Consider the following 18,266-nt stretch of genomic DNA (forward strand, 5'->3'; position numbering starts at 1 on the left):
CGGAGCGAGCACCGGCGGGGGCCGGTGGAAGGGGGGCGGGGGGACATGAAGCCCATGGCACGCCTGGGGGTGGGCATCGGCTGGCGGCCGGAGATCGCGGACGCCGTCGAGCGCCTGGAGCGCCTGGACTGGGTCGAGGTGGTCGCGGAGAACGTCTGCCCCGGGCACCTGCCCGCTTCCCTGGTGCGGCTGCGCGAGCGCGGGGTGCGGGTCGTCCCGCACGGCGTCTCGCTGGGCCTCGGCGGCGCGGACCGTCCCGCCCCGGAGAAGCTGGCCGCGCTCGGGGAGCGGGCGGTGGCGCTGGGGGCGCCGCTGGTCACCGAGCACATCGCCTTCGTACGCACCTCCTCGCCCGCGCTGGAGGCCGGTCACCTGCTGCCGGTGCCCCGGACCCGGGACGCGCTGGACGTGCTGTGCGAGAACGTGCGGATCGCGCAGGACGCGCTGCCGGTGCCGCTGGCCCTGGAGAACATCGCCGCGCTGGTCTCCTGGCCCGGCGAGGAGCTGACGGAGGCCCGGTTCCTGACCGAGCTGGTGGAGCGGACGGGCGTACGGCTGCTCATCGACGTGGCCAACCTGCACACGAACCGGGTGAACCGGGGCGAGGACCCGGTCGCGGTGCTGGAGGCGATCCCGCTGGAGGCCCTCGCGTACGTGCACGTGGCCGGGGGCGTGGAGCGCGACGGTGTCTGGCACGACACGCACGCGCACCCGGTGCCGCCGGTCGTGCTCGACGTGCTGGCGGCACTGTGCGAACGGGTGGACCCGCCGGGCGTCCTGCTGGAACGGGACGACGACTTCCCGGCGGAAGCGGAACTGGCGGGCGAACTGGCCCGGATCCGCGAGGTGGTGACGGGCGGGGGTCTCCCGCCGGCGGCAGCCGCTGCCGGCGCGGACGCCGCGGGTGAGCCCGGCGGTCCGCGGCCCGGCGGTCCGCGGCCCGGCGGTCCGCGGCCCGGCGGGCGCGAGCTCGACGCGGCCCGGACCCGGCTCGGGCTCGGACAGGCGGCCCTGTTGTCGGCGCTGGTCGCCGGGACGCCCGTGCCCGAGGGGTTCGACCGGCAGCGGATCCGCGTCCAGTCCCGGGCGCTGGCCGCCAAGCGCGCCTCGGTGGTCGCGAAGGTGGCTCCCGAGCTGCCGGAGATCCTCGGCGGGCCCGATGCCTACCGCGCCGCGTTCCTCGGCTACGCCCGCCGCCGCCCCATGACGGCCGGGTACCGCCGCGACGCGCTGGACTTCGCCGAACACCTGCTCATCCAGGACCTGCCCGCCGACCCCGCCGCCCGGCGCCGGCTCACCGCCTGGTGGCAGGACCGGGCCGGGGTCAGGCCGCCGGGCCGGGTCTCGCGCTGGGCCCGCGCCCTGGTGCGGAGAGCGGCGTGAACCTGCTCGCCGTGGCCGTCTGGGCCGCCGTGCTGTGCTCCGGCGGGCTGCTGCTGCGGGCCGTGCTGCGGGCCCGGCCCCGGGCGTCCGGGGCGGCGCCCGGGCTGCACGACCTGTCGGAGGCCGCGTTCCTGGCGGGCGGTCCCGGCACGGTCGTCGACGCCGCGCTGGTCTCGCTGTTCGGGGACGGCCGGCTGGTCGGCGGCGGCCCGGGCCTCGTCGCGGCGCGGCCCGGGGCGCGCGGCGCGGACCCCGCCGAGCGCGCCGTGCTCCAGGCGCTGCGGCAGGCGCCGTCCGGGTGGCTCTACCAGGTGCGTTACGCGGCCATGCTCGATCCGGCCGTCCAGGAGACGGGGGACGTCCTCGCCGCCCGCGGGCTGGTCTCCGCGCCCGGCTCGGGGCGCCGGCTGCGGCGCTGGGGCGTGCTCCAGGCGGCGGTGTGCGGGCTGCTGGTGCCGCTGTCGCTGCCGCTGACCTTCGTCGCGTGGTCCCTGCGGCCGGGCCCCCAGGTGCCGTTCATCGTCAAGGTGCTCCCGGTTCTGCTGGGCGGCATCGTGCTCGGTTCCGCCTGCGCGAAGCGGGCCGTGCGGCGGATCACCCCGGCGGGGCGGGCGGCGCTGACCGCGGCGCGGGTCCGGTACGCGGCCGATCCGGCCGAACACGTACGGACGGCCCTGTTCGGGCTGCGCGGGCTGCGGGACCCGTACCTGCGCGAGCAGCTGGTGCCCGCCGCGCGGAGCACCCGGCTGGCCGCCGCGCAGTCGCGCGGCCGTACGGGTGGCCGTCCGGGCCCGTACCCCTCCTCGCCCAGCTCGTCGGCTCCGTCCGCCGAGCTCCTGCCGCTGGTGTGGTGCGCGGGGAGCGACGGCGGGGGCTCCTCCGGGTCCGCCGGCTGCGGGGGCTCCTCCGGGTCCGGGTGCGGCGGCGGTGGTTCCGGCTGTGCGAGCGGCGGCTCCGGGTGCGGGGGCGGCGGTTCCAGCTGCGGAAGCAGCAGCTCCAGCTGCGGGGGCAGCAGTTCGAGCTGCGGGAGCTGCGGGAGCAGCGGCTCCAGCTGCTCCAGCGGTTCCTGACCGGGCGTCCGTACGGCAACCGGGGGTAGCCGGTCCGACACCCCGGGGGCAGCCCTGTACAGCGCACCGGATGTGACATCTCATCAGATCGGACGATGAGATGAAGGGGACGCCATGCGGAGGACGCCGACGGGGCTCGTACGTCATGGGCTCGCCGCGGCCGCCCTCGCCGCGGCCCTGCCCCTCTCGGTCTGCGCCCCGGCCCGCGCCACCGCCACGCCCGCGGAGGCGCCCGCGGAGGCACCGGCGCAGGCGCGCACCGCTGCCGAGGACGCCGGGGCCGAGCTCGTCGCCCGCCGCGCGGCAGCCACCCGGCTGCGCTTCGGGCCCTGCCCCGCCGTCGAGGGGCTGCCCCGGCCGGTGGAGTGCGCCGCGCTGCCCGTGCCGCTGGACTACGCCGTCCCCGGCGGCCCCCGGATCTCCCTCACCGTCAGCCGGGTCCCCGCGACCGGCCGCGGGGACGCCGTCCGGCAGGGCGCCCTCGTCTACAACCCGGGCGGGCCCGGCGCGTCGGGGATGTTCTTCCCGCTGCTCGGCGGCCGGCCCGCCTGGAGCCGGATCGCCGCCGCCTACGACCTCGTCGGCTACGCCCCGCGCGGGGTGGGCCGCTCGGCCCCGCTGTCCTGCCAGGGCCCCGGCGAGCTGCCGCACGGCCCGACCCAGGTCCCGGCCGTGCCCTCGGCCGCCTACAAGCGGGAGCGGCTCGACGCCGCCCGGGCGTACGCGCGGGGCTGCGCGCGCCGTGCCGGGGCGGCGCTGCGGCAGTTCACGACCCTGAACAACGTGCGCGACCTGCACGTGCTGCGCGCCGCGCTCGGCGAACGGCGGCTGAGCTTCGTCGGGGCCTCGTACGGCACCTATCTGGGGGCGGTCTACGCGTCGCGCCATCCGGAGCACGTGCGCCGCATGGTCTTCGACTCGGCCGTCGATCCCGACCCGCGCCGCATCTGGTACCTCGACAACCTCGGCCAGGCGCCGGGCTTCGAGCGCCGCTGGGCCGACTTCCGCGCCTGGGCGGCCCGGCACGACGCGGTGTACGGGCTCGGCACCACCCCCGAGGCCGTCCGGGCGAGCTACGAGCGGGTCCGCGCGGCGGTGGCGCGGGATCCGGCGGGCGGGGTCGTGGGGACGGGCGAACTGCACGCGGCGTACCTCCAGACCGCCTACTACGACGACGTCTGGCCGGAGCGGGCCGCGGCCCTCGCCGCTTTCCTGCGCGGGGACCCGGCCCCGCTGACGCGGCAGGCGGCGCGCGATCCGCAGCGGGCGGCGGAGGCCGCGAACGCGACGGCCGTCTACACGGCGGTGCTGTGCAACGACGCCCCGTGGCCCGCCGACTGGGAGACCTGGGACCGCGACAACACCGCACTGGCCCGCCGCGCGCCCTTCGAGACCTGGGCGAACGCCTTCCTGAACCTGCCCTGCGCCTCCTGGCCGGTGGCCGCCCGGCAGCGTCCGGCCGAGGTCGGGGCGGCGGGGGCCGTGCCGCTGCCGCGCACGCTGATCGTCGCGGCGGAGCGGGACGGGGCGACCCCGTACCCCGGTGCGCTGGAGCTGCAACGGCGGCTCGGCGGGCGGGCGGCGCTGGTGACGGAGGTGGGGGCGGGCGCCCACGGGGTGGCCGGCGGACGCAACGCGTGCGTGGACCGGCAGGTGGAGCGGTACCTGCTCACGGGGGCCACCTCGGGGTGGCGCACCACGTGTGCGCCGCATCCGGAGCCCGCACCGGTGTCGCTGGACGACCGGGCAGCGAGCGCTCCCAGGGCGCTGCTGCCGCCAGTCGTCTGAACTTCCGGGCGGGGTCTCCGGCTGCGTCGATTCGGGGGCAGGGCCTCCCGATCCCCGGAGGAGGTCAGTCCTCCGGTCCTTCCCCCCAGGGGAGGTCTCAGGCGAGCCCGTCCACCAGATCGGCGACGGACTTGCGGCGCCCGGTGTAGAAGGGCACCTCTTCGCGGACGTGCATGCGGGCCTCGGAGGCACGCAGGTGACGCATGAGGTCGACGATGCGGTAGAGCTCGTCGGCCTCGAAGGCCAGCATCCACTCGTAGTCGCCCAGCGAGAAGGACGCGACGGTGTTGGCACGCACGTCCGGGTAGCCGCGGGCCATCATGCCGTGGTCCTTGAGCATGCGGCGGCGGTCCTCGTCGGGCAGCAGGTACCAGTCGTAGCTGCGCACGAAGGGGTAGACGCTGACGTAGTCGCGCGGCGTCTCGTCGGCCAGGAAGGCCGGGATGTGGGACTTGTTGAACTCGGCGGGGCGGTGCAGGGCCATGTTCGACCACACCGGCTCCAGCGCGCGGCCCAGCTTGGTGCGGCGGAAGAGGTTGTACGCGCCCTGCAGCTCGTCCGAGGTCTCGGCGTGCCACCAGATCATGACGTCGGCGTCGGCGCGCAGGCCGGAGACGTCGTAGGTGCCGCGGACGGTGATGTCCTTGGCGGCCAGCTGGTCGAAGAGCTCCTGGACCTCGTCGGCGAAGCCGGCGCGGTTCTCGGGAAGCACGTCCTTCAGCTTGAAGACGGACCACAGGGTGTAGCGGATGACCTCGTTGAGGTCCTTCGCCTTCTTCCCCGCGTTGGGAATCTTCTCTGGTGCAGTCATGTGTCCATTGTCCCGTGTGCTGATCAGTGGTCCGTGCCAGGGGTGGCCATCGCGGCGGACACCGCTTCGACGGCCTTCCCGGCGCTCTCGACGCAGGCCGGGATGCCGACCCCGTCGTAGAGGGCTCCGCAGACGGCCAGGCCCGGCAGCTCGGCCACCGCGGCCCGGATCCGGGCGACGCGGGCGAGGTGGCCGACCGGGTACTGGGGCAGTCCGCCGTCCCAGCGGGTGACGGTCGAGGCCACCGGCCGGGCGGTGAGGCCGACGGCTTCGCCGAGGTCGGCGAGGGAGACGTCGACGAGTTCGCCGTCCTCGCGCCGGAGGTCGGCCTCGTCGCCGTGCCGGCCGACGGAGGTGCGCAGCAGGAAGAGTTCCGGATCGGCTCCGGACCAGGCCCACTTGTTGCTGGAGAAGGTGGAGGCCTTGATCGTGCGGCCGTCGACGGGCGGGACGAGGAACCCGCTGGCGCCGCCCGCGGCGAGCGCGGGGGGCAGGTCGCGGCGCCGGAAGGCCATGGTGACCAGGGCCATGGAGGCGTACTCGGCCTCGCGCAGCGCGCCGGCGGCGGCCGGGGCGAGGGTGTCGAGCAGCCGGGCGGCCGGGCCGGCCGGGGTGGCGAGGACCACGGCGTCGGCGTGGAGGGTCTCCTCGCCGGCGGTGAGCCGCCAGCCGCCGGGCGTGCGGCTGATGCCGCTCACCGGGGTGCCGGTGCGGATCCGCGCGCCCGCGGCCCGGCAGGCGTCGGCGACGGCGAGCGGCAGCCGGCCGATGCCGCCGGCGATCCCGGCGAAGACGGGGCCGGTGGCGGCCGCGCCGGTGACCGTGGTCCGGTCGGCGGCGGCGCGGTCCGCGGCCCCGCTCTGGAGGGCGCGGACGCTCTCGGTGAGCGTGGGGTGGGTGCGGACGGCCGCGAAGAGGGCGGGGACGGCGGCGCGCATCGAGATGCGGTAGGCGTCGCCGGCGTAGACCCCGCCGAGCAGCGGTTCGACGAGCCGGTCCACGACCTCGCGGCCCATCCGGGCGGCGACGTACTCGCCGACGGCCACGTCCTCGCCGACTTCGGTGGGCGGCAGCGCGGTGTCGGCGTCGATGCGGGCGAGGCCCTCGGCGGACAGGACGCCGGAGGCGGCGAGCGGGGCGGTGTCGCCGGGGACGCCCATGACGTGGCCGCGCGGCATGGGCCGCAGCGCGCCCCGGGTCCACAGGTGGGCGGTGGCGGTCGCGGGCGGCTGGAGGGCGTCGCCGAGGCCCACGGCCCGGGCGAGGGCGACGGCTTCGGGGCGGCGGGCGAGGACGGACTCGGCGCCGAGGTCGACGGGCAGGCCGGCGAGCTCGCCCGCGTACAGCTTGCCGCCGAGGCGCTCGGAGGCCTCCAGCAGGGTGACGCGGAAGCCGTCGGCGAGCAGCCGGTGGGCGGCGGCGAGGCCGGCGATCCCGCCGCCCACGACGACGACGTGGCCGGTGGGGCCCGGCGGTTCCGTACGTGTGTCCGCATCAAGCATGGACACATCGTCTCAGACCGCTCGGCGAGGCCGGACCGTGACCGCATCGGAACCGCCCCGGGACCGTGTGTGCGGAACCCGCGGCCGGGCCCCCTACGTCGAAGCGGCGACACCAGCCGATCCCACGGGGGTACTGACGATGCGCAGGTTCCACGCGAGACACCGTTCGGCGGCGGCGCTGGCCGGGCTGTCCCTGGCCGCCGCCCTGGCGCTCACCGGCTGCGGCGCCGACGGGCAGGCCTCCTCCGGCAGCGCGGCGGCCGGGCCCCGCCAGGACGCGGCGGGCGCCCCGGCGGAGGCGGCCAAGCCGGGGGCCGCCAAGCCGGGGGCGGCCGCGCCCCCGGCGGCGGACGCGAAGGGTTCGCCGCAGGCTCCGGCCGCGGTCCGCCCGCACGTCATCCGCACCGGATCGCTGGCCGTGGAGACGGCCGATCCGCAGAAGACCCTCGCGGCGGCCCGTACGGCGGCCGAGGGCGCGGGCGGGTACGTGGGCGACGAGTCCACCGAGCGGGGCCCGGACGGCCGGATGACCTCGACGCTGACGCTGCGGGTGCCGGGCGAGCGCTTCGACGCGGTGATCGCCGCCCTGGAGGGCGGCGGGAAGCTGCTGCGGCGCAAGGTGGAGGCGCAGGACGTCACCGAGAAGGTCGCGGACGTCGACAGCCGGGTGAAGTCGCAGCAGGCCAGCGTGGCCCGGGTGCGGGAGATGATGGAGAAGGCCTCGGCGCTCGGTGACGTGGTCATGCTGGAGGGCGAGCTGAGCCGGCGTCAGTCGGACCTGGAGTCGCTGCTGGCCCAGCAGAACGCCCTGAAGGACCAGACGGCGATGGGCACGGTCACCCTGTCGGTGTCGGAGCCGGCCGCGCCCCGCGCGGCGCGGGACGACGAGGACGGCGGCCCCTCCCTCGGCGACGCCCTGGGCGCGGGCTGGTCGGTGTTCACCACCCTGGTGCGGTACCTGGCCCTGGCCGTCGCCGTGGCGCTGCCGTTCGCGCTGGCCGCGGCCCTGGCCGTGCTCGGGTTCCGCGGGTACCGCAGGCTGCGCCCGGCCCGGCCGAAGGCGCGTCCGGCCGTCGTCCCGGCGCCCCGCGAGGAGCCGGCGGCGGCCGGATCGGCCCCGGCCGGTGCCGATCCGGCGCGGTGAGCGGTGATCCGCCCGTAGCGTGGTCCCCGTAAATCGAACGACGCGGCGGAACGGAACGGGGCGGGCGATGGCGACGGAGCGACTGGTGGTGGTCGGCGGTGACGCGGCGGGGATGTCCGCCGCGTCACAGGCACGCAGGCTCAAGGGCCCGGCGGAGCTGGAGATCACCGCCTTCGAGCGCGGGCACTTCACCTCGTACTCCGCCTGCGGGATCCCGTACTGGGTCGGCGGGCAGGTGGCCGGGCGGGACGAGCTGATCGCGCGGACCCCCGAGGAGCACCGGGCCCGGGGCATCGACCTGCGCACCCGCACGGAGGTCGTGGAGCTGGACCCGGCCGGGCGCCGGGTGCGCGCGCGGGACCTGGAGACGGGCGCCGAGTCCTGGACGGCGTACGACCGGCTGGTGCTGGCGACCGGGGCCCGGCCGGTGCGCCCGCGCCTGCCGGGCATCGGCGCGCACGGGGTGCACGGGGTGCAGACCCTGGACGACGGGCAGCGCCTCATGGACTCCCTGGACCGTACGCCGGGCCGCCGGGCGGTGGTCGTCGGCGCGGGCTACATCGGCGTGGAAATGGCGGAGGCGCTGGTGCGGCGGGGCTACGAGGTCACCGTCCTGCACCGGGGCGAGCAGCCGATGGCCACGCTGGACCCGGACATGGGCGGCCTCGTGCACAGCGCGATGAACGCCCTGGGCATCGTCACGGTCTCCCGCGCCGAGGTGACGCGGGTCCGCACCGACGGGGAGGGCCGGGCGGTGGCGGTGGCCACGGCGGCCGGGCAGGAGTACCCGGCGGACGTGGTGGTGCTCGGCATGGGCGTGGAGCCGCGCACGGCCCTGGCCCGCGCGGCGGGGCTGCCGCTGGGCCCCTCGGGCGGCCTGCTGACCGACCTGTCGATGCGGGTGCGCGGGCACGAGGACATCTGGGCGGGCGGCGACTGCGTGGAGGTCCTGGACCTGGTGGCGGGCCGCACCCGGCACATCCCGCTCGGCACGCACGCCAACAAGCACGGCCAGGTGATCGGCTCGAACGTGGCGGGCGGCTACGCGACCTTCCCCGGGGTGGTCGGCACGGCCGTCAGCAAGGTGTGCGACCTGGAGATCGCCCGTACGGGACTGCGCGAGCGGGACGCGCGGGAGGCGGGCCTGCGGTTCGTGACCTCCACGATCCGCTCGACGAACACGGCCGGCTACTACCCGGGGGCCGCCGAGATGACGGTGAAGATGCTGGCGGAACGCCGCACGGGCCGTCTGCTCGGGGTCCAGATCGTCGGCGGCGCGGGCGCGGCGAAGCGCGTGGACGTCGCTGCCGTCGCCCTCACGGCGGGCATGACCGTCGAGCAGGTCGTCTCCCTGGACCTGGGCTACGCCCCGCCGTTCTCCCCGGTCTGGGACCCGGTCCTGGTGGCGGCCCGCAAGGCGGTCTCCGCGGTCCGCGCGGCGGGGGTCTGAGCGACCCCCGCCGCGGCGGGTCAGCGCGCCGTCTTGGTGTGGACGTAGTCCACCAGGCGGGTCAGGGCGTCGGGGTCCGTCGTCGGCAGGACGCCGTGGCCGAGGTTGAAGACGTGGCCCTCCAGGCCCGCGGCGGCGGCCAGCACCTCGTCGGTCTTGGCCTCGACGGCCTCGGTGGTGGAGAAGAGCACCGCGGGGTCCAGGTTGCCCTGGAGCGCCTTGCCGGGGCCGACGCGGCGGGCCGCGTCGTCGAGCGCGACCCGGTAGTCGACGCCCACGACGTCGGCGCCGGCCTCGCCCATCAGACCGAGGAGCTCGCCCGTGCCCACGCCGAAGTGGATGCGCGGGACCCCGTACGCGGCGACGGACTCCAGGACCTTCGCCGACGCGGGCATCACCGAGCGGCGGTAGTCGGCGGGGGCCAGCGCGCCGACCCAGGAGTCGAAGAGCTGCACGGCGGAGGCGCCGGCCTCGATCTGGACCTTGAGGAAGGCGGAGGTGATCTCCGCGAGACGGTCCAGCAGGTCGGCCCACAGCTGGGGGTCCCCGTACATCAGGGCCTTGGTGTGCTCGTGGTTCTTGGAGGGGCCGCCCTCGACGAGGTAGCTCGCGAGGGTGAAAGGCGCGCCCGCGAATCCGATCAACGGCGTGCCGCCCAATTCACCCGTGAGCATGCCGATCGCCTCGGTGACGTAGGAGACGTCCTCCGGGGTGAGGTCGCGCAGCTGTGCGAGGTCCTCGCGGCGACGGATGGGCGAGGCGACGACGGGACCGACGCCCGGCTTGATGTCCAGGTCGACGCCGATGGCCTTGAGGGGGACCACGATGTCGGAGAAGAAGATCGCCGCGTCGACACCGTGACGCCGCACGGGCTGCAGGGTGATCTCGGTGACCAGGTCGGGGCGCATGCAGGACTCCAGCATGGCCGTGCCCTCGCGCACCTTGCGGTACTCGGGCAGTGAGCGGCCCGCCTGCCGCATGAACCACACGGGCGTGTGGGGGACCGGCTCGCGCCGGCACGCCTTCAGGAAGGCGGAATCGTACGTCTGACTCGGCTGGCCCGTGGGGCGGGTAGTGGCGCTCACGCGGCAAATCTTCGCACGTATGAAGAAGTGCCCGGCCCGGTGCGGGTGTCCCTGCGCCGTACGGGCGCTCGTTCCGCCTAGTCTTCCCGGCATGGCTGCGGCTCAGGGACGATTTTCAGATGGCGCTGACGGTACGGACAGCGCGAAGGAGAGCTCCGTCCCGCTCCCGTTCCGCCGGGCGGTCGACGGCTTGAAGAAGGCGCGGCTGCGGTCCGCGATCGAGATCGACCCGACGAAGCCGCCGCAGAGACTGGCCCCGTACGCGTACGCGCTGGAGGCGGCGGTCGTGGACGGTGAGGACGACCTGGCCGACGGCCGGCTGATCCTGCTCCACGATCCGGCCGGGCACGACGCCTGGCAGGGCACCTTTCGGCTGGTGACGCTGGTCCGGGCGGAGCTGGAGCCGGAGATGGCCGCGGACCCGCTGCTGCCCGAGGTGTGCTGGTCCTGGCTGACCGGGGCGCTGGAGGCGCGCGGGCTGGCGTACGGGGAGGCGAGCGGGACCGTGACCATGGCGAGCTCGCACTACTACGGCGGGCTCGCGGAGCGGCGTCCGGCCACCCAGATCGAGATCAGAGCCTCGTGGACACCGCGCGAGGGCGTGGGCGGGGTGCCCGACACCGCCTCGCACCTCGCGGCCTGGTGCGAGCTGCTGTGCCAGATCGCGGGGCTGCCCCCGGTCGGGCCGACGGACACCGCCACGGGCGTGGTGTCCCTGCCACAGCGGCGCGGTCCGCACCACCCGTAGGCAGCCCCCTCGGGGGCCGTCCCGCGGCGCGCGGGGGCGCGGGGAGGGGCCGGGAACGGCCGGCCGGGCCCGCCCGGTCCGTAACGGAATGTCAGAACTGTGCGTCCGTTGCGGCCTTCTGATCGTCCACTGATCGATCATGCGTCCGAATTGCCCGAATTGTTACTCACCAAATCGTGATCATTCCCTAAAGCCGGGCGGGTGACGTGCCGAAGGAGTCAGTGACCATCCGCACGGTTCGCACCGGCTTCCTTCCCCCAGCCGGCCCGTCCCGCCACTCCCCCAGGAGGCCTAGGTGTCCGTTCTTCTCGAGCAGCCCTCAAGCCTGGTCGCCTACCGCCCGAACAAGCCGACGGCCATGGTCGTCGTGGCCGACCCGCGCGTCCGTTCCACCGTGACCCGCCATCTGTGGGCCCTCGGAGTCCGTGACGTGATCGAGGCGTCGTCCATCGCGGAGGCCCGCCCCCGCGTCGGCAGCCCGCGCGACATCTGCGTGGCCGACGTACACCTGCCCGACGGTTCCGGACTCACCCTGCTCTCCGAGACCCGTGCCGCCGGCTGGCCCAACGGCCTGGCCCTGTCCGCCGCCGACGACATCGGCGCCGTGCGCAACGCCCTCGCGGGCGGAGTGAAGGGCTACGTCGTCACCGGTACGCGGACCAACATCGGGCTCCCCACCCGGCCCGGCGCCGCCCCCATCGGTGCCGCCGCCGCCCGCATGCACCGCCGCCCCCCGGGTGCCCCGAGCCACCCGGGCGGCTACCGAGAGCTCTCCGGCCGCGAGGTCGAGGTCCTGCGCCTCGTCGCGGAGGGCCAGTCCAACAAGGCCATCGGCGTCTCGATGGGCCTGTCCGCCCTGACCGTCAAGTCCCACCTCGCCCGGATCGCCCGCAAGCTGGGCACCGGCGACCGCGCCGGGATGGTCGCCGTCGCCCTGCGCACCGGGATCATCCACTGACCTTGCCCGCAGGCCCCGGGCCCGCCTCCCCGAACCCCCGGAGCCGCCCTCCCCTCCCCCTCGCGCCCGTCGACGGAACGTTCCGGCGACGGGCGCGTCACATCCACGGATACCCTTGACCGGTGACCGACGCCCAAGAGACCGCAGCAGGCCTGCGCACCACCACCGGGGGCGGCCCCCCGGACGACGAGGTTTCGTCCGATGGGCTGCCTGTTCCGTTGCTAGAACCCCGTGAGGGAATCCCCCCGGTCGTGGCCGACGCGGAAGCGCTGGCCCGGGTCGTCGCGGCCTTCGCCGCGGGCACCGGACCGGTGGCCGTCGACGCCGAACGCGCCTCCGGATACCGCTACGGACAGCGCGCCTACCTGGTGCAGCTGCGCCGGGAAGGTGCCGGATCCGCGCTGATCGACCCGGTCGGCTGCCCGGACCTCTCCTCGCTGGGCGAGGCCCTGTCCGGCACCGAGTGGATCCTGCACGCCGCCACCCAGGACCTGCCGTGCCTGCGCGAAATAGGCATGACGCCCACCTCCCTCTTCGACACCGAGCTGGCCGGACGGCTGGCCGGGTTCCCCCGGGTCGGCCTCGGGGCGATGGTCGAGAGCGTGCTGGGCTACGTACTGGAGAAGGGGCACTCCGCCGTCGACTGGTCCACCCGGCCGCTGCCCGAGCCGTGGCTGCGCTACGCCGCGCTCGACGTGGAGCTGCTGGTGGACCTGCGCGACGCGCTGGAGAAGGAGCTCGACCGGCAGGGCAAGCTCGACTGGGCGCACCAGGAGTTCGAGGCCATCGCCGCGGCCCCGCCCGCCCCGCCCCGCAAGGACCCGTGGCGCCGTACGTCCGGCATGCACAAGGTGCGCCGCCGCCGGCAGATGGCCGTCGTGCGGGAGCTGTGGGAGTCCCGCGACCGGATCGCCCAGCGCCGGGACGTGTCCCCCGGCAAGGTGCTCGGCGACGCGGCGATCGTGGAGGCGGCCCTGGCCCTCCCCGCGAACGTGCACGCACTGTCGGCCCTGCCCGGCTACGGGCAGCGCATGGGCCGGCGCCAGCTGGACCAGTGGATGGCCGCCGTGGACCGGGCGAAGGCCCTGCCCGAGAACGAGCTGCCGCAGCCGGGGGCGACCCCGTCCGGTCCGCCGCCGCCGCGTTCCTGGGCGGACAAGGACCCCGCCGCGGCCGCCCGGCTGTCGGCGGCGCGCAGCGCCGTCTCGGCGCTGGCGGAGGGGCTGAACCTGCCCCAGGAGAACCTGATCACCCCGGACACCGTGCGCCGGCTGTGCTGGGAGCCCCCGCAGCGGCTGGACGCCGGCACGGTCGCCGAGGCCCTCGCGGGCTACGGCGCCCGCCCCTGGCAGATCGAACAGGTGACGCCCGCGCTGGTCACGGCCCTCGCGGCGACCGACTGACCGGCCGGCCGGCCGACGCGGACGGGGCCCTTACTCCAGGGGAGTGAGGGCCCCGTCCGCGTCCCGGTAGTAGCTCCCGGTTTCCGCGCCGTCGACCTTGCCCTGCTTGAGCCAGTGCTCGGACATCGTGTGCACGTCGTGCGCCACCCGCTCCCAGGGCGCCTGGTGCCCAGCGCAGGCGATCCGGAACATCAGCTTCTGCGGCTTCTTGATGGCCTTGTAGAGCTCGGGGACCGAGAAGTACAGCAGACCCAGGTCCGGAGCGGTGTTCACGATCGAGTCGTGCTCCCCGTACACGAGACACACCGGTACGCTTCCGCCGAGGACGTCGTGCAGCGGCACGGTGGTCTTGTTCCAGCCCCACCAGTAGGAGTTCCGGACGCGGTTGAGCCCCTGCGGGGGCCCCGCGGGTCCTCCCCAATGGGCGCCGACCGGATCGACGGCCATGATCGCCTTCCACACCTCGTCGACGATCCCGGGCTCGCGCTGGTCGGGGCACTTCAGGTCGTTGCCCCACGACGCGTCGAGGCCGCCCTTCGTACCGACGGTCATCGGGAAGCCGAAGGCCGCCGCCGGAAGGGACACCGGCAGCGGCACCGGCGCGCCGAAGTCGGTCCCGGCCGCACTCGCCCTGCCGTTCGGCGGGAAGATCGGCGCCAGCAGGAAGAGGCTGCGGACCTTGCCGGGGTGCTGGATGGCGTACGGCCCGAACTGCTGGGCGGCGGCCGACCAGCCGATGAGGTCGACCTTGGAGGCGCCCGTCTCCCCGAGGATGAAGTCGACCACCCTGTCGACCTCGTCCCAGTCGCTCTGGGAGTTGTTGAGCTGGGCGGCGTAGGACACCGGGCCCGTGTAAGGGCTCGCGTTCGGGTTCGGCGAGAGGAGTGCCCGCTGCGCGGTCGCGGGGCTGACGTTCTTGTGGTCGTCCATCTTCGGGCGGGTCGAGAGCCCCGAGCCCTGGAGTTCCATCACGAAGACGTCGAAGTCCTTCTTCGCCAGCTCCTCGGCCCAGCTGTACTTCTTGTACTGCAGGTCGAAACCGGCCAGGGCCGGGACGCTCCTTCCGTGCAGCATCAGGACGGGCCGGCTGGTGCCGCCGTGTGGCGTGCCGTTGCGCCTGCGCACGAAGAGCTTGACGGGGTCGCCGGCGTTCGCCGGGATCGTCGACTTGTGATCGACGTAGTAGTCCTTGAGCACAGGTGCGGCCATCGCGGGGGTCCGTTCCGTCGGTCGGGTCCGGGGCGGGCGCCCGGGACGGGGCCAGAATCCGCAAAGGCGTGCGACCTGAGCCGCCGACGCGGCCATGGGGCCGGATGTCCGACCCGTTCGGGTAACCAGGGGCGCTCCGATCGGCCGGGCGCGCGGCGGGGCGCGAGGGGGCTCACGGCGGGCGCGCCGGTGTGACCTTCGCCGCTGTTCGGGGAGGGGGTGTGCACATGGGTTACCCGCAAGTAGCATGGGCCGGGTGAGCGGGCGCTCAGCCACATCGGCCGGGCCGCCCCCGCGCAGCAGCGCCATCCCGTACCTGGAGGAGAGCCAACGTGCCTCGTACCGTCAGGGACGTCGTCTTCGTCGACGGCGTCCGCACCCCGTTCGGCAAGGCGGGCCCGAAGGGCATCTACCACGAGACCCGCGCCGACGACCTCGTCGTGAAGGCGATCCGGGAGCTGCTGCGCCGCAACCCGGACCTGGACCCCGCGAAGATCGACGAGGTCGCCATCGCCGCGACCACCCAGATCGGCGACCAGGGCCTGACGCTGGGCCGTACCGCCGGCATTCTCGCGGGCCTCCCGCAGTCCGTCCCGGGCTACTCCATCGACCGCATGTGCGCCGGCGCGCTGACCGCCGTGACCGCCGTCGCGGGCGGTGTGGCCTTCGGTGCCTACGACGTCGCCCTCGCCGGCGGTGTCGAGCACATGGGCCGCCACCCCATGGGTGAGGGCGTGGACCCGAACCCGCGCTTCGTCTCCGAGAAGCTGGTCGACGAGTCCGCCCTGTTCATGGGCATGACCGCCGAGAACCTGCACGACCGGTACCCGACGATCACCAAGCTCCGCGCCGACGAGTACGCCGTGCGCTCGCAGGAGAAGGCCGCCAAGGCGTACGCCGACGGCAAGATCCAGCAGGACCTGGTCCCGATCTCGGTCCGCAACACCAACGAGGCCGCGGGCGAGACGGGCTGGGGCCTGGTCACCTCCGACGAGCCGATGCGCCCGGGCACCACGCTGGAGAACCTGGCCGGCCTGAAGACCCCGTTCCGTACGCACGGCCGGGTCACCGCGGGCAACGCCGCCGGTCTCAACGACGGTGCCACCGCCGCGATCATCGCCTCCGAGGACTTCGCCCGGGAGAACAACCTTCCGGTCAAGATGCGCCTGGTCTCGTACTCCTTCGCGGGCGTCGAGCCGGAGGTCATGGGCTACGGCCCGATCCCGGCCACCGAGAAGGCCCTGGCCCAGGCCGGCCTGACGATCGAGGACATCGGCCTCTTCGAGGTCAACGAGGCCTTCGCGGTCCAGGTCCTCGCGTTCCTGGAGCACTACGGCATCGCCGACGACGACGCCCGCGTGAACCAGTACGGCGGCGCCATCGCCTTCGGCCACCCGCTCGCCTCCTCGGGCGTGCGCCTGATGACGCAGCTGGCCCGTCAGTTCGAGGAGCAGCCGCACGTCCGCTACGGCCTGACCACCATGTGCGTCGGCTTCGGCATGGGCGCCACGGTCATCTGGGAGAACCCCAACTTCAACGCCGAGGGAGACTCCAAGTGAGCACCACCGCTGAGCTCCTGAAGGGCGCGGCCGAGCTGTTCCCGGACGAGGTCGTCACGCAGGCGCACGTCCGCCACCTGGACCTGCCGTTCGGCGCCGGGCGCTTCGCGCTCATCACGCTGGACAACGGCCTGGACCACACCAAGCCGACCACCTTCGGCCCGCAGTCCCTCGCCAACCTGAACGCGGCGATCGACCAGGTCGAGCAGGAGGCCCTCGCGGGCTCCGTCGTCGGCGCGGGCATCACCGGCAAGCCGTTCATCTTCGCGGTCGGCGCCGACCTCAAGGGCGTCGAGCTGCTGAAGAAGCACGACGAGGCGCTCGCCATCGGCAAGGGCGGCCACGACGTCTTCAAGCGCCTGGCGGCGCTGGCGGTCCCGACCTTCGCGTACTACAACGGCGCGGCGATGGGCGGCGGTGTCGAGGTCGGTCTGCACTGCACCTACCGCACCGTCTCCAAGGCCATCCCGGCCTTCTCGCTGCCCGAGGTCTTCCTCGGTCTGGTTCCCGGCTGGGGCGGCTGCGCCCTGCTGCCGAACCTGATCGGCGCGGAGCGCGCGGTCTCGGTCATCATCGAGAACTCGCTGAACCAGAACCGTCAGCTCAGGGGCAAGCAGGTCTTCGAGCTCGGCATCGCCGACGCGCTGTTCGAGGGTGCCGACTTCCTGGAGCAGTCCCTCCTGTGGACCGCGCGGGTCCTGAAGGGCGAGACCGAGGTCGTACGGGCCGAGGTCGAGCGCGGCGAGGCCTGGGACGCGGCCGTCGCCAAGGGCCGCGCCATCGCCGACTCCAAGGTGCACGGCGCCGCTCCGGCCGCGTACCGCGCGCTGGACATCATCGCCGCGGCCAAGGACGGCGACCTCCAGGCCGGTTTCGACGCCGAGGACCAGGCGCTGGCCGACCTCATCATGGGCGGCGAGCTGCGCTCGGGCATCTACGCCTTCAACCTGGTGCAGAAGCGCGCCAAGCGCCCGGCCGGTGCCCCGGACAAGAACCTGGCCCGTCCGGTCACCAAGGTCGGCGTCGTCGGCGCGGGTCTGATGGCCTCGCAGCTGGCGCTGCTGTTCCTGCGCCGCCTGGAGGTGCCGGTGGTCCTCACCGACATCGACCAGGAGCGCGTGGACAAGGGCGTGGGCTACGTCCGCGCCGAGATCCAGAAGCTGCTCGGCAAGGGCCGCATCAACCAGGACAAGGCCAACCGGCTGACCGCCCTGGTGAGCGGCGTCCTGGACAAGGCCGAGGGCTTCGCGGACGCGGACTTCATCATCGAGGCCGTGTTCGAGGAGATGTCCGTCAAGCAGAAGGTGTTCGCGGAGGTCGAGGCGGTCGCCCCGGCGCACGCGATCCTCGCCACCAACACCTCCTCGCTGTCCGTCTCGGAGATGGCCTCGAAGCTCCAGCACCCGGAGCGCGTGGTCGGCTTCCACTTCTTCAACCCGGTCGCGATCCTCCCGCTGCTGGAGATCGTCCGCGGTGAGCAGACCGACGACGCCTCGCTGGCCACGGCCTTCGGTGTCGCGCGCAAGCTGAAGAAGACCGCGGTCCTCACGAAGGACGCCCCGGCGTTCGTCGTCAACCGCATCCTGACCCGCTTCATGGGCGAGATCCAGAACGTCATCGACGAGGGCACCCCGGTGGCCACCGCCGAGAAGGCCATCGAGCCGCTCGGTCTGCCGATGTCCCCGCTGGTGCTGCTGGAGCTCGTGGGCCCGGCCATCGGTCTGCACGTCTCCGAGACCCTGAACCGCGCCTTCCCGGAGCGCTTCACCGTCTCCCCGAACCTGGCGGCCGTGGTCAAGGCCGGCAAGCGCGGCTTCTACGTCTACGATTCCGGCAAGCCGGAGCTGGACCCCGAGGTCGCCGCGCTCCTGGTGCAGGGCGACGTCGTCCTGACCGAGGAGCAGGTCCGCGACCGCGTCCTGGACGCGGTGGCGCAGGAGATCGGCCTGATGCTGGAGGAGGGTGTCGTGGCCGAGGCCCAGGACATCGACCTCTGCCTCATCACCGGTGCCGGCTGGCCCTTCCACCTGGGCGGCGTCACGCCGTACCTGGACCGTGAGGGCGTCTCGGAGCGGGTGAACGGCAAGCGCTTCCTCGCCCCGGGTGTCGCCAGCGTCCCGGCGTAACCCCCTCGGCACAAGGCAAGGGCCCGTCCG

General features: G+C 74.4%; 14 protein-coding genes. 10 read left to right on the forward strand and 4 right to left on the reverse strand.

Features of this window, described 5'->3' with window-relative positions; all coding sequences use genetic code 11:
- The first annotated feature begins 45 nt into the window (after window positions 1-45).
- The 3 genes from ACFYYT_RS14350 (at window position 46) to ACFYYT_RS14360 (ending at window position 4,241) form a co-directional block, all read left to right on the forward strand.
- Window positions 46-1,383, forward strand: a complete 1,338-nt coding sequence (locus ACFYYT_RS14350) for a DUF692 domain-containing protein (RefSeq protein WP_351826456.1) — start codon at window positions 46-48, stop codon at window positions 1,381-1,383.
- Window positions 1,380-2,453, forward strand: coding sequence for a TIGR04222 domain-containing membrane protein (locus ACFYYT_RS14355; protein WP_351826457.1), 1,074 nt, complete (start codon window positions 1,380-1,382; stop codon window positions 2,451-2,453). Before ACFYYT_RS14350 ends, ACFYYT_RS14355 begins: the two co-directional genes overlap by 4 nt.
- A gap of 114 nt (window positions 2,454-2,567) precedes the next feature.
- Complete coding sequence (locus tag ACFYYT_RS14360; RefSeq protein ID WP_351826458.1) at window positions 2,568-4,241, forward strand: alpha/beta fold hydrolase; 1,674 nt, start codon at window positions 2,568-2,570, stop codon at window positions 4,239-4,241.
- 97 nt (window positions 4,242-4,338) lie between these two features.
- On the opposite strand, the gene hemQ is transcribed toward ACFYYT_RS14360, so the two are convergent.
- Both hemQ and hemG read right to left on the reverse strand, forming a co-directional pair.
- The gene (gene hemQ, locus ACFYYT_RS14365; RefSeq protein ID WP_351826459.1) at window positions 4,339-5,052 is read right to left on the reverse strand and encodes a hydrogen peroxide-dependent heme synthase; all 714 of its coding nucleotides are present in this window, start codon (window positions 5,050-5,052) and stop codon (window positions 4,339-4,341) included.
- A gap of 23 nt (window positions 5,053-5,075) precedes the next feature.
- On the reverse strand, window positions 5,076-6,554 hold the full coding sequence (gene hemG, locus ACFYYT_RS14370) for a protoporphyrinogen oxidase (protein WP_351826460.1): 1,479 nt from the start codon (window positions 6,552-6,554) through the stop codon (window positions 5,076-5,078).
- Window positions 6,555-6,693: 139 nt separating this feature from the next.
- On the opposite strand from hemG, the gene ACFYYT_RS14375 reads away from it, so the two are divergent.
- Both ACFYYT_RS14375 and ACFYYT_RS14380 read left to right on the forward strand, forming a co-directional pair.
- Entirely contained in the window at window positions 6,694-7,698 is a 1,005-nt protein-coding gene (locus ACFYYT_RS14375; RefSeq protein WP_351826461.1) for a DUF4349 domain-containing protein, read from the forward strand.
- A 67-nt stretch (window positions 7,699-7,765) separates the two neighbouring features.
- Window positions 7,766-9,148: an FAD-dependent oxidoreductase gene (locus tag ACFYYT_RS14380; protein WP_351826462.1), complete on the forward strand. Its 1,383-nt coding sequence runs from the start codon at window positions 7,766-7,768 to the stop codon at window positions 9,146-9,148.
- Between the two features lie 20 nt (window positions 9,149-9,168).
- Here the strand turns inward: ACFYYT_RS14380 and hemE are convergent, their stop codons facing one another.
- Window positions 9,169-10,233, reverse strand: a complete 1,065-nt coding sequence (hemE, locus tag ACFYYT_RS14385) for a uroporphyrinogen decarboxylase (protein ID WP_351817876.1) — start codon at window positions 10,231-10,233, stop codon at window positions 9,169-9,171.
- A gap of 91 nt (window positions 10,234-10,324) precedes the next feature.
- On the opposite strand from hemE, the gene ACFYYT_RS14390 reads away from it, so the two are divergent.
- The 3 genes from ACFYYT_RS14390 (at window position 10,325) to ACFYYT_RS14400 (ending at window position 13,342) form a co-directional block, all read left to right on the forward strand.
- Window positions 10,325-10,981, forward strand: a complete 657-nt coding sequence (locus ACFYYT_RS14390) for a DUF3000 domain-containing protein (protein WP_351817873.1) — start codon at window positions 10,325-10,327, stop codon at window positions 10,979-10,981.
- A gap of 295 nt (window positions 10,982-11,276) precedes the next feature.
- Window positions 11,277-11,939, forward strand: a complete 663-nt coding sequence (locus ACFYYT_RS14395) for a response regulator transcription factor (protein ID WP_351817870.1) — start codon at window positions 11,277-11,279, stop codon at window positions 11,937-11,939.
- 122 nt (window positions 11,940-12,061) lie between these two features.
- Complete coding sequence (locus tag ACFYYT_RS14400; protein ID WP_351817867.1) at window positions 12,062-13,342, forward strand: ribonuclease D; 1,281 nt, start codon at window positions 12,062-12,064, stop codon at window positions 13,340-13,342.
- A gap of 30 nt (window positions 13,343-13,372) precedes the next feature.
- Here the strand turns inward: ACFYYT_RS14400 and ACFYYT_RS14405 are convergent, their stop codons facing one another.
- Window positions 13,373-14,551 carry an alpha/beta fold hydrolase gene (locus ACFYYT_RS14405; RefSeq protein ID WP_351817864.1) on the reverse strand — a complete coding sequence of 393 codons (1,179 nt, stop codon included), beginning with the start codon at window positions 14,549-14,551 and terminating at the stop codon, window positions 13,373-13,375.
- 332 nt (window positions 14,552-14,883) lie between these two features.
- Here ACFYYT_RS14405 and ACFYYT_RS14410 point away from each other — a divergent pair, with 332 nt between their 5' ends.
- Both ACFYYT_RS14410 and ACFYYT_RS14415 read left to right on the forward strand, forming a co-directional pair.
- A complete protein-coding gene (locus tag ACFYYT_RS14410; protein ID WP_351817861.1) occupies window positions 14,884-16,110 on the forward strand; it encodes an acetyl-CoA C-acyltransferase in 1,227 nt (408 codons plus the stop codon).
- A complete protein-coding gene (locus ACFYYT_RS14415) occupies window positions 16,107-18,236 on the forward strand; it encodes a 3-hydroxyacyl-CoA dehydrogenase NAD-binding domain-containing protein (protein WP_351817858.1) in 2,130 nt (709 codons plus the stop codon). Before ACFYYT_RS14410 ends, ACFYYT_RS14415 begins: the two co-directional genes overlap by 4 nt.
- The last annotated feature ends 30 nt before the right edge of the window (window positions 18,237-18,266 follow it).

It is taken from the genome of Streptomyces sp. NPDC002032 (assembly GCF_042890765.1).
Lineage (GTDB): Bacteria > Actinomycetota > Actinomycetes > Streptomycetales > Streptomycetaceae > Streptomyces.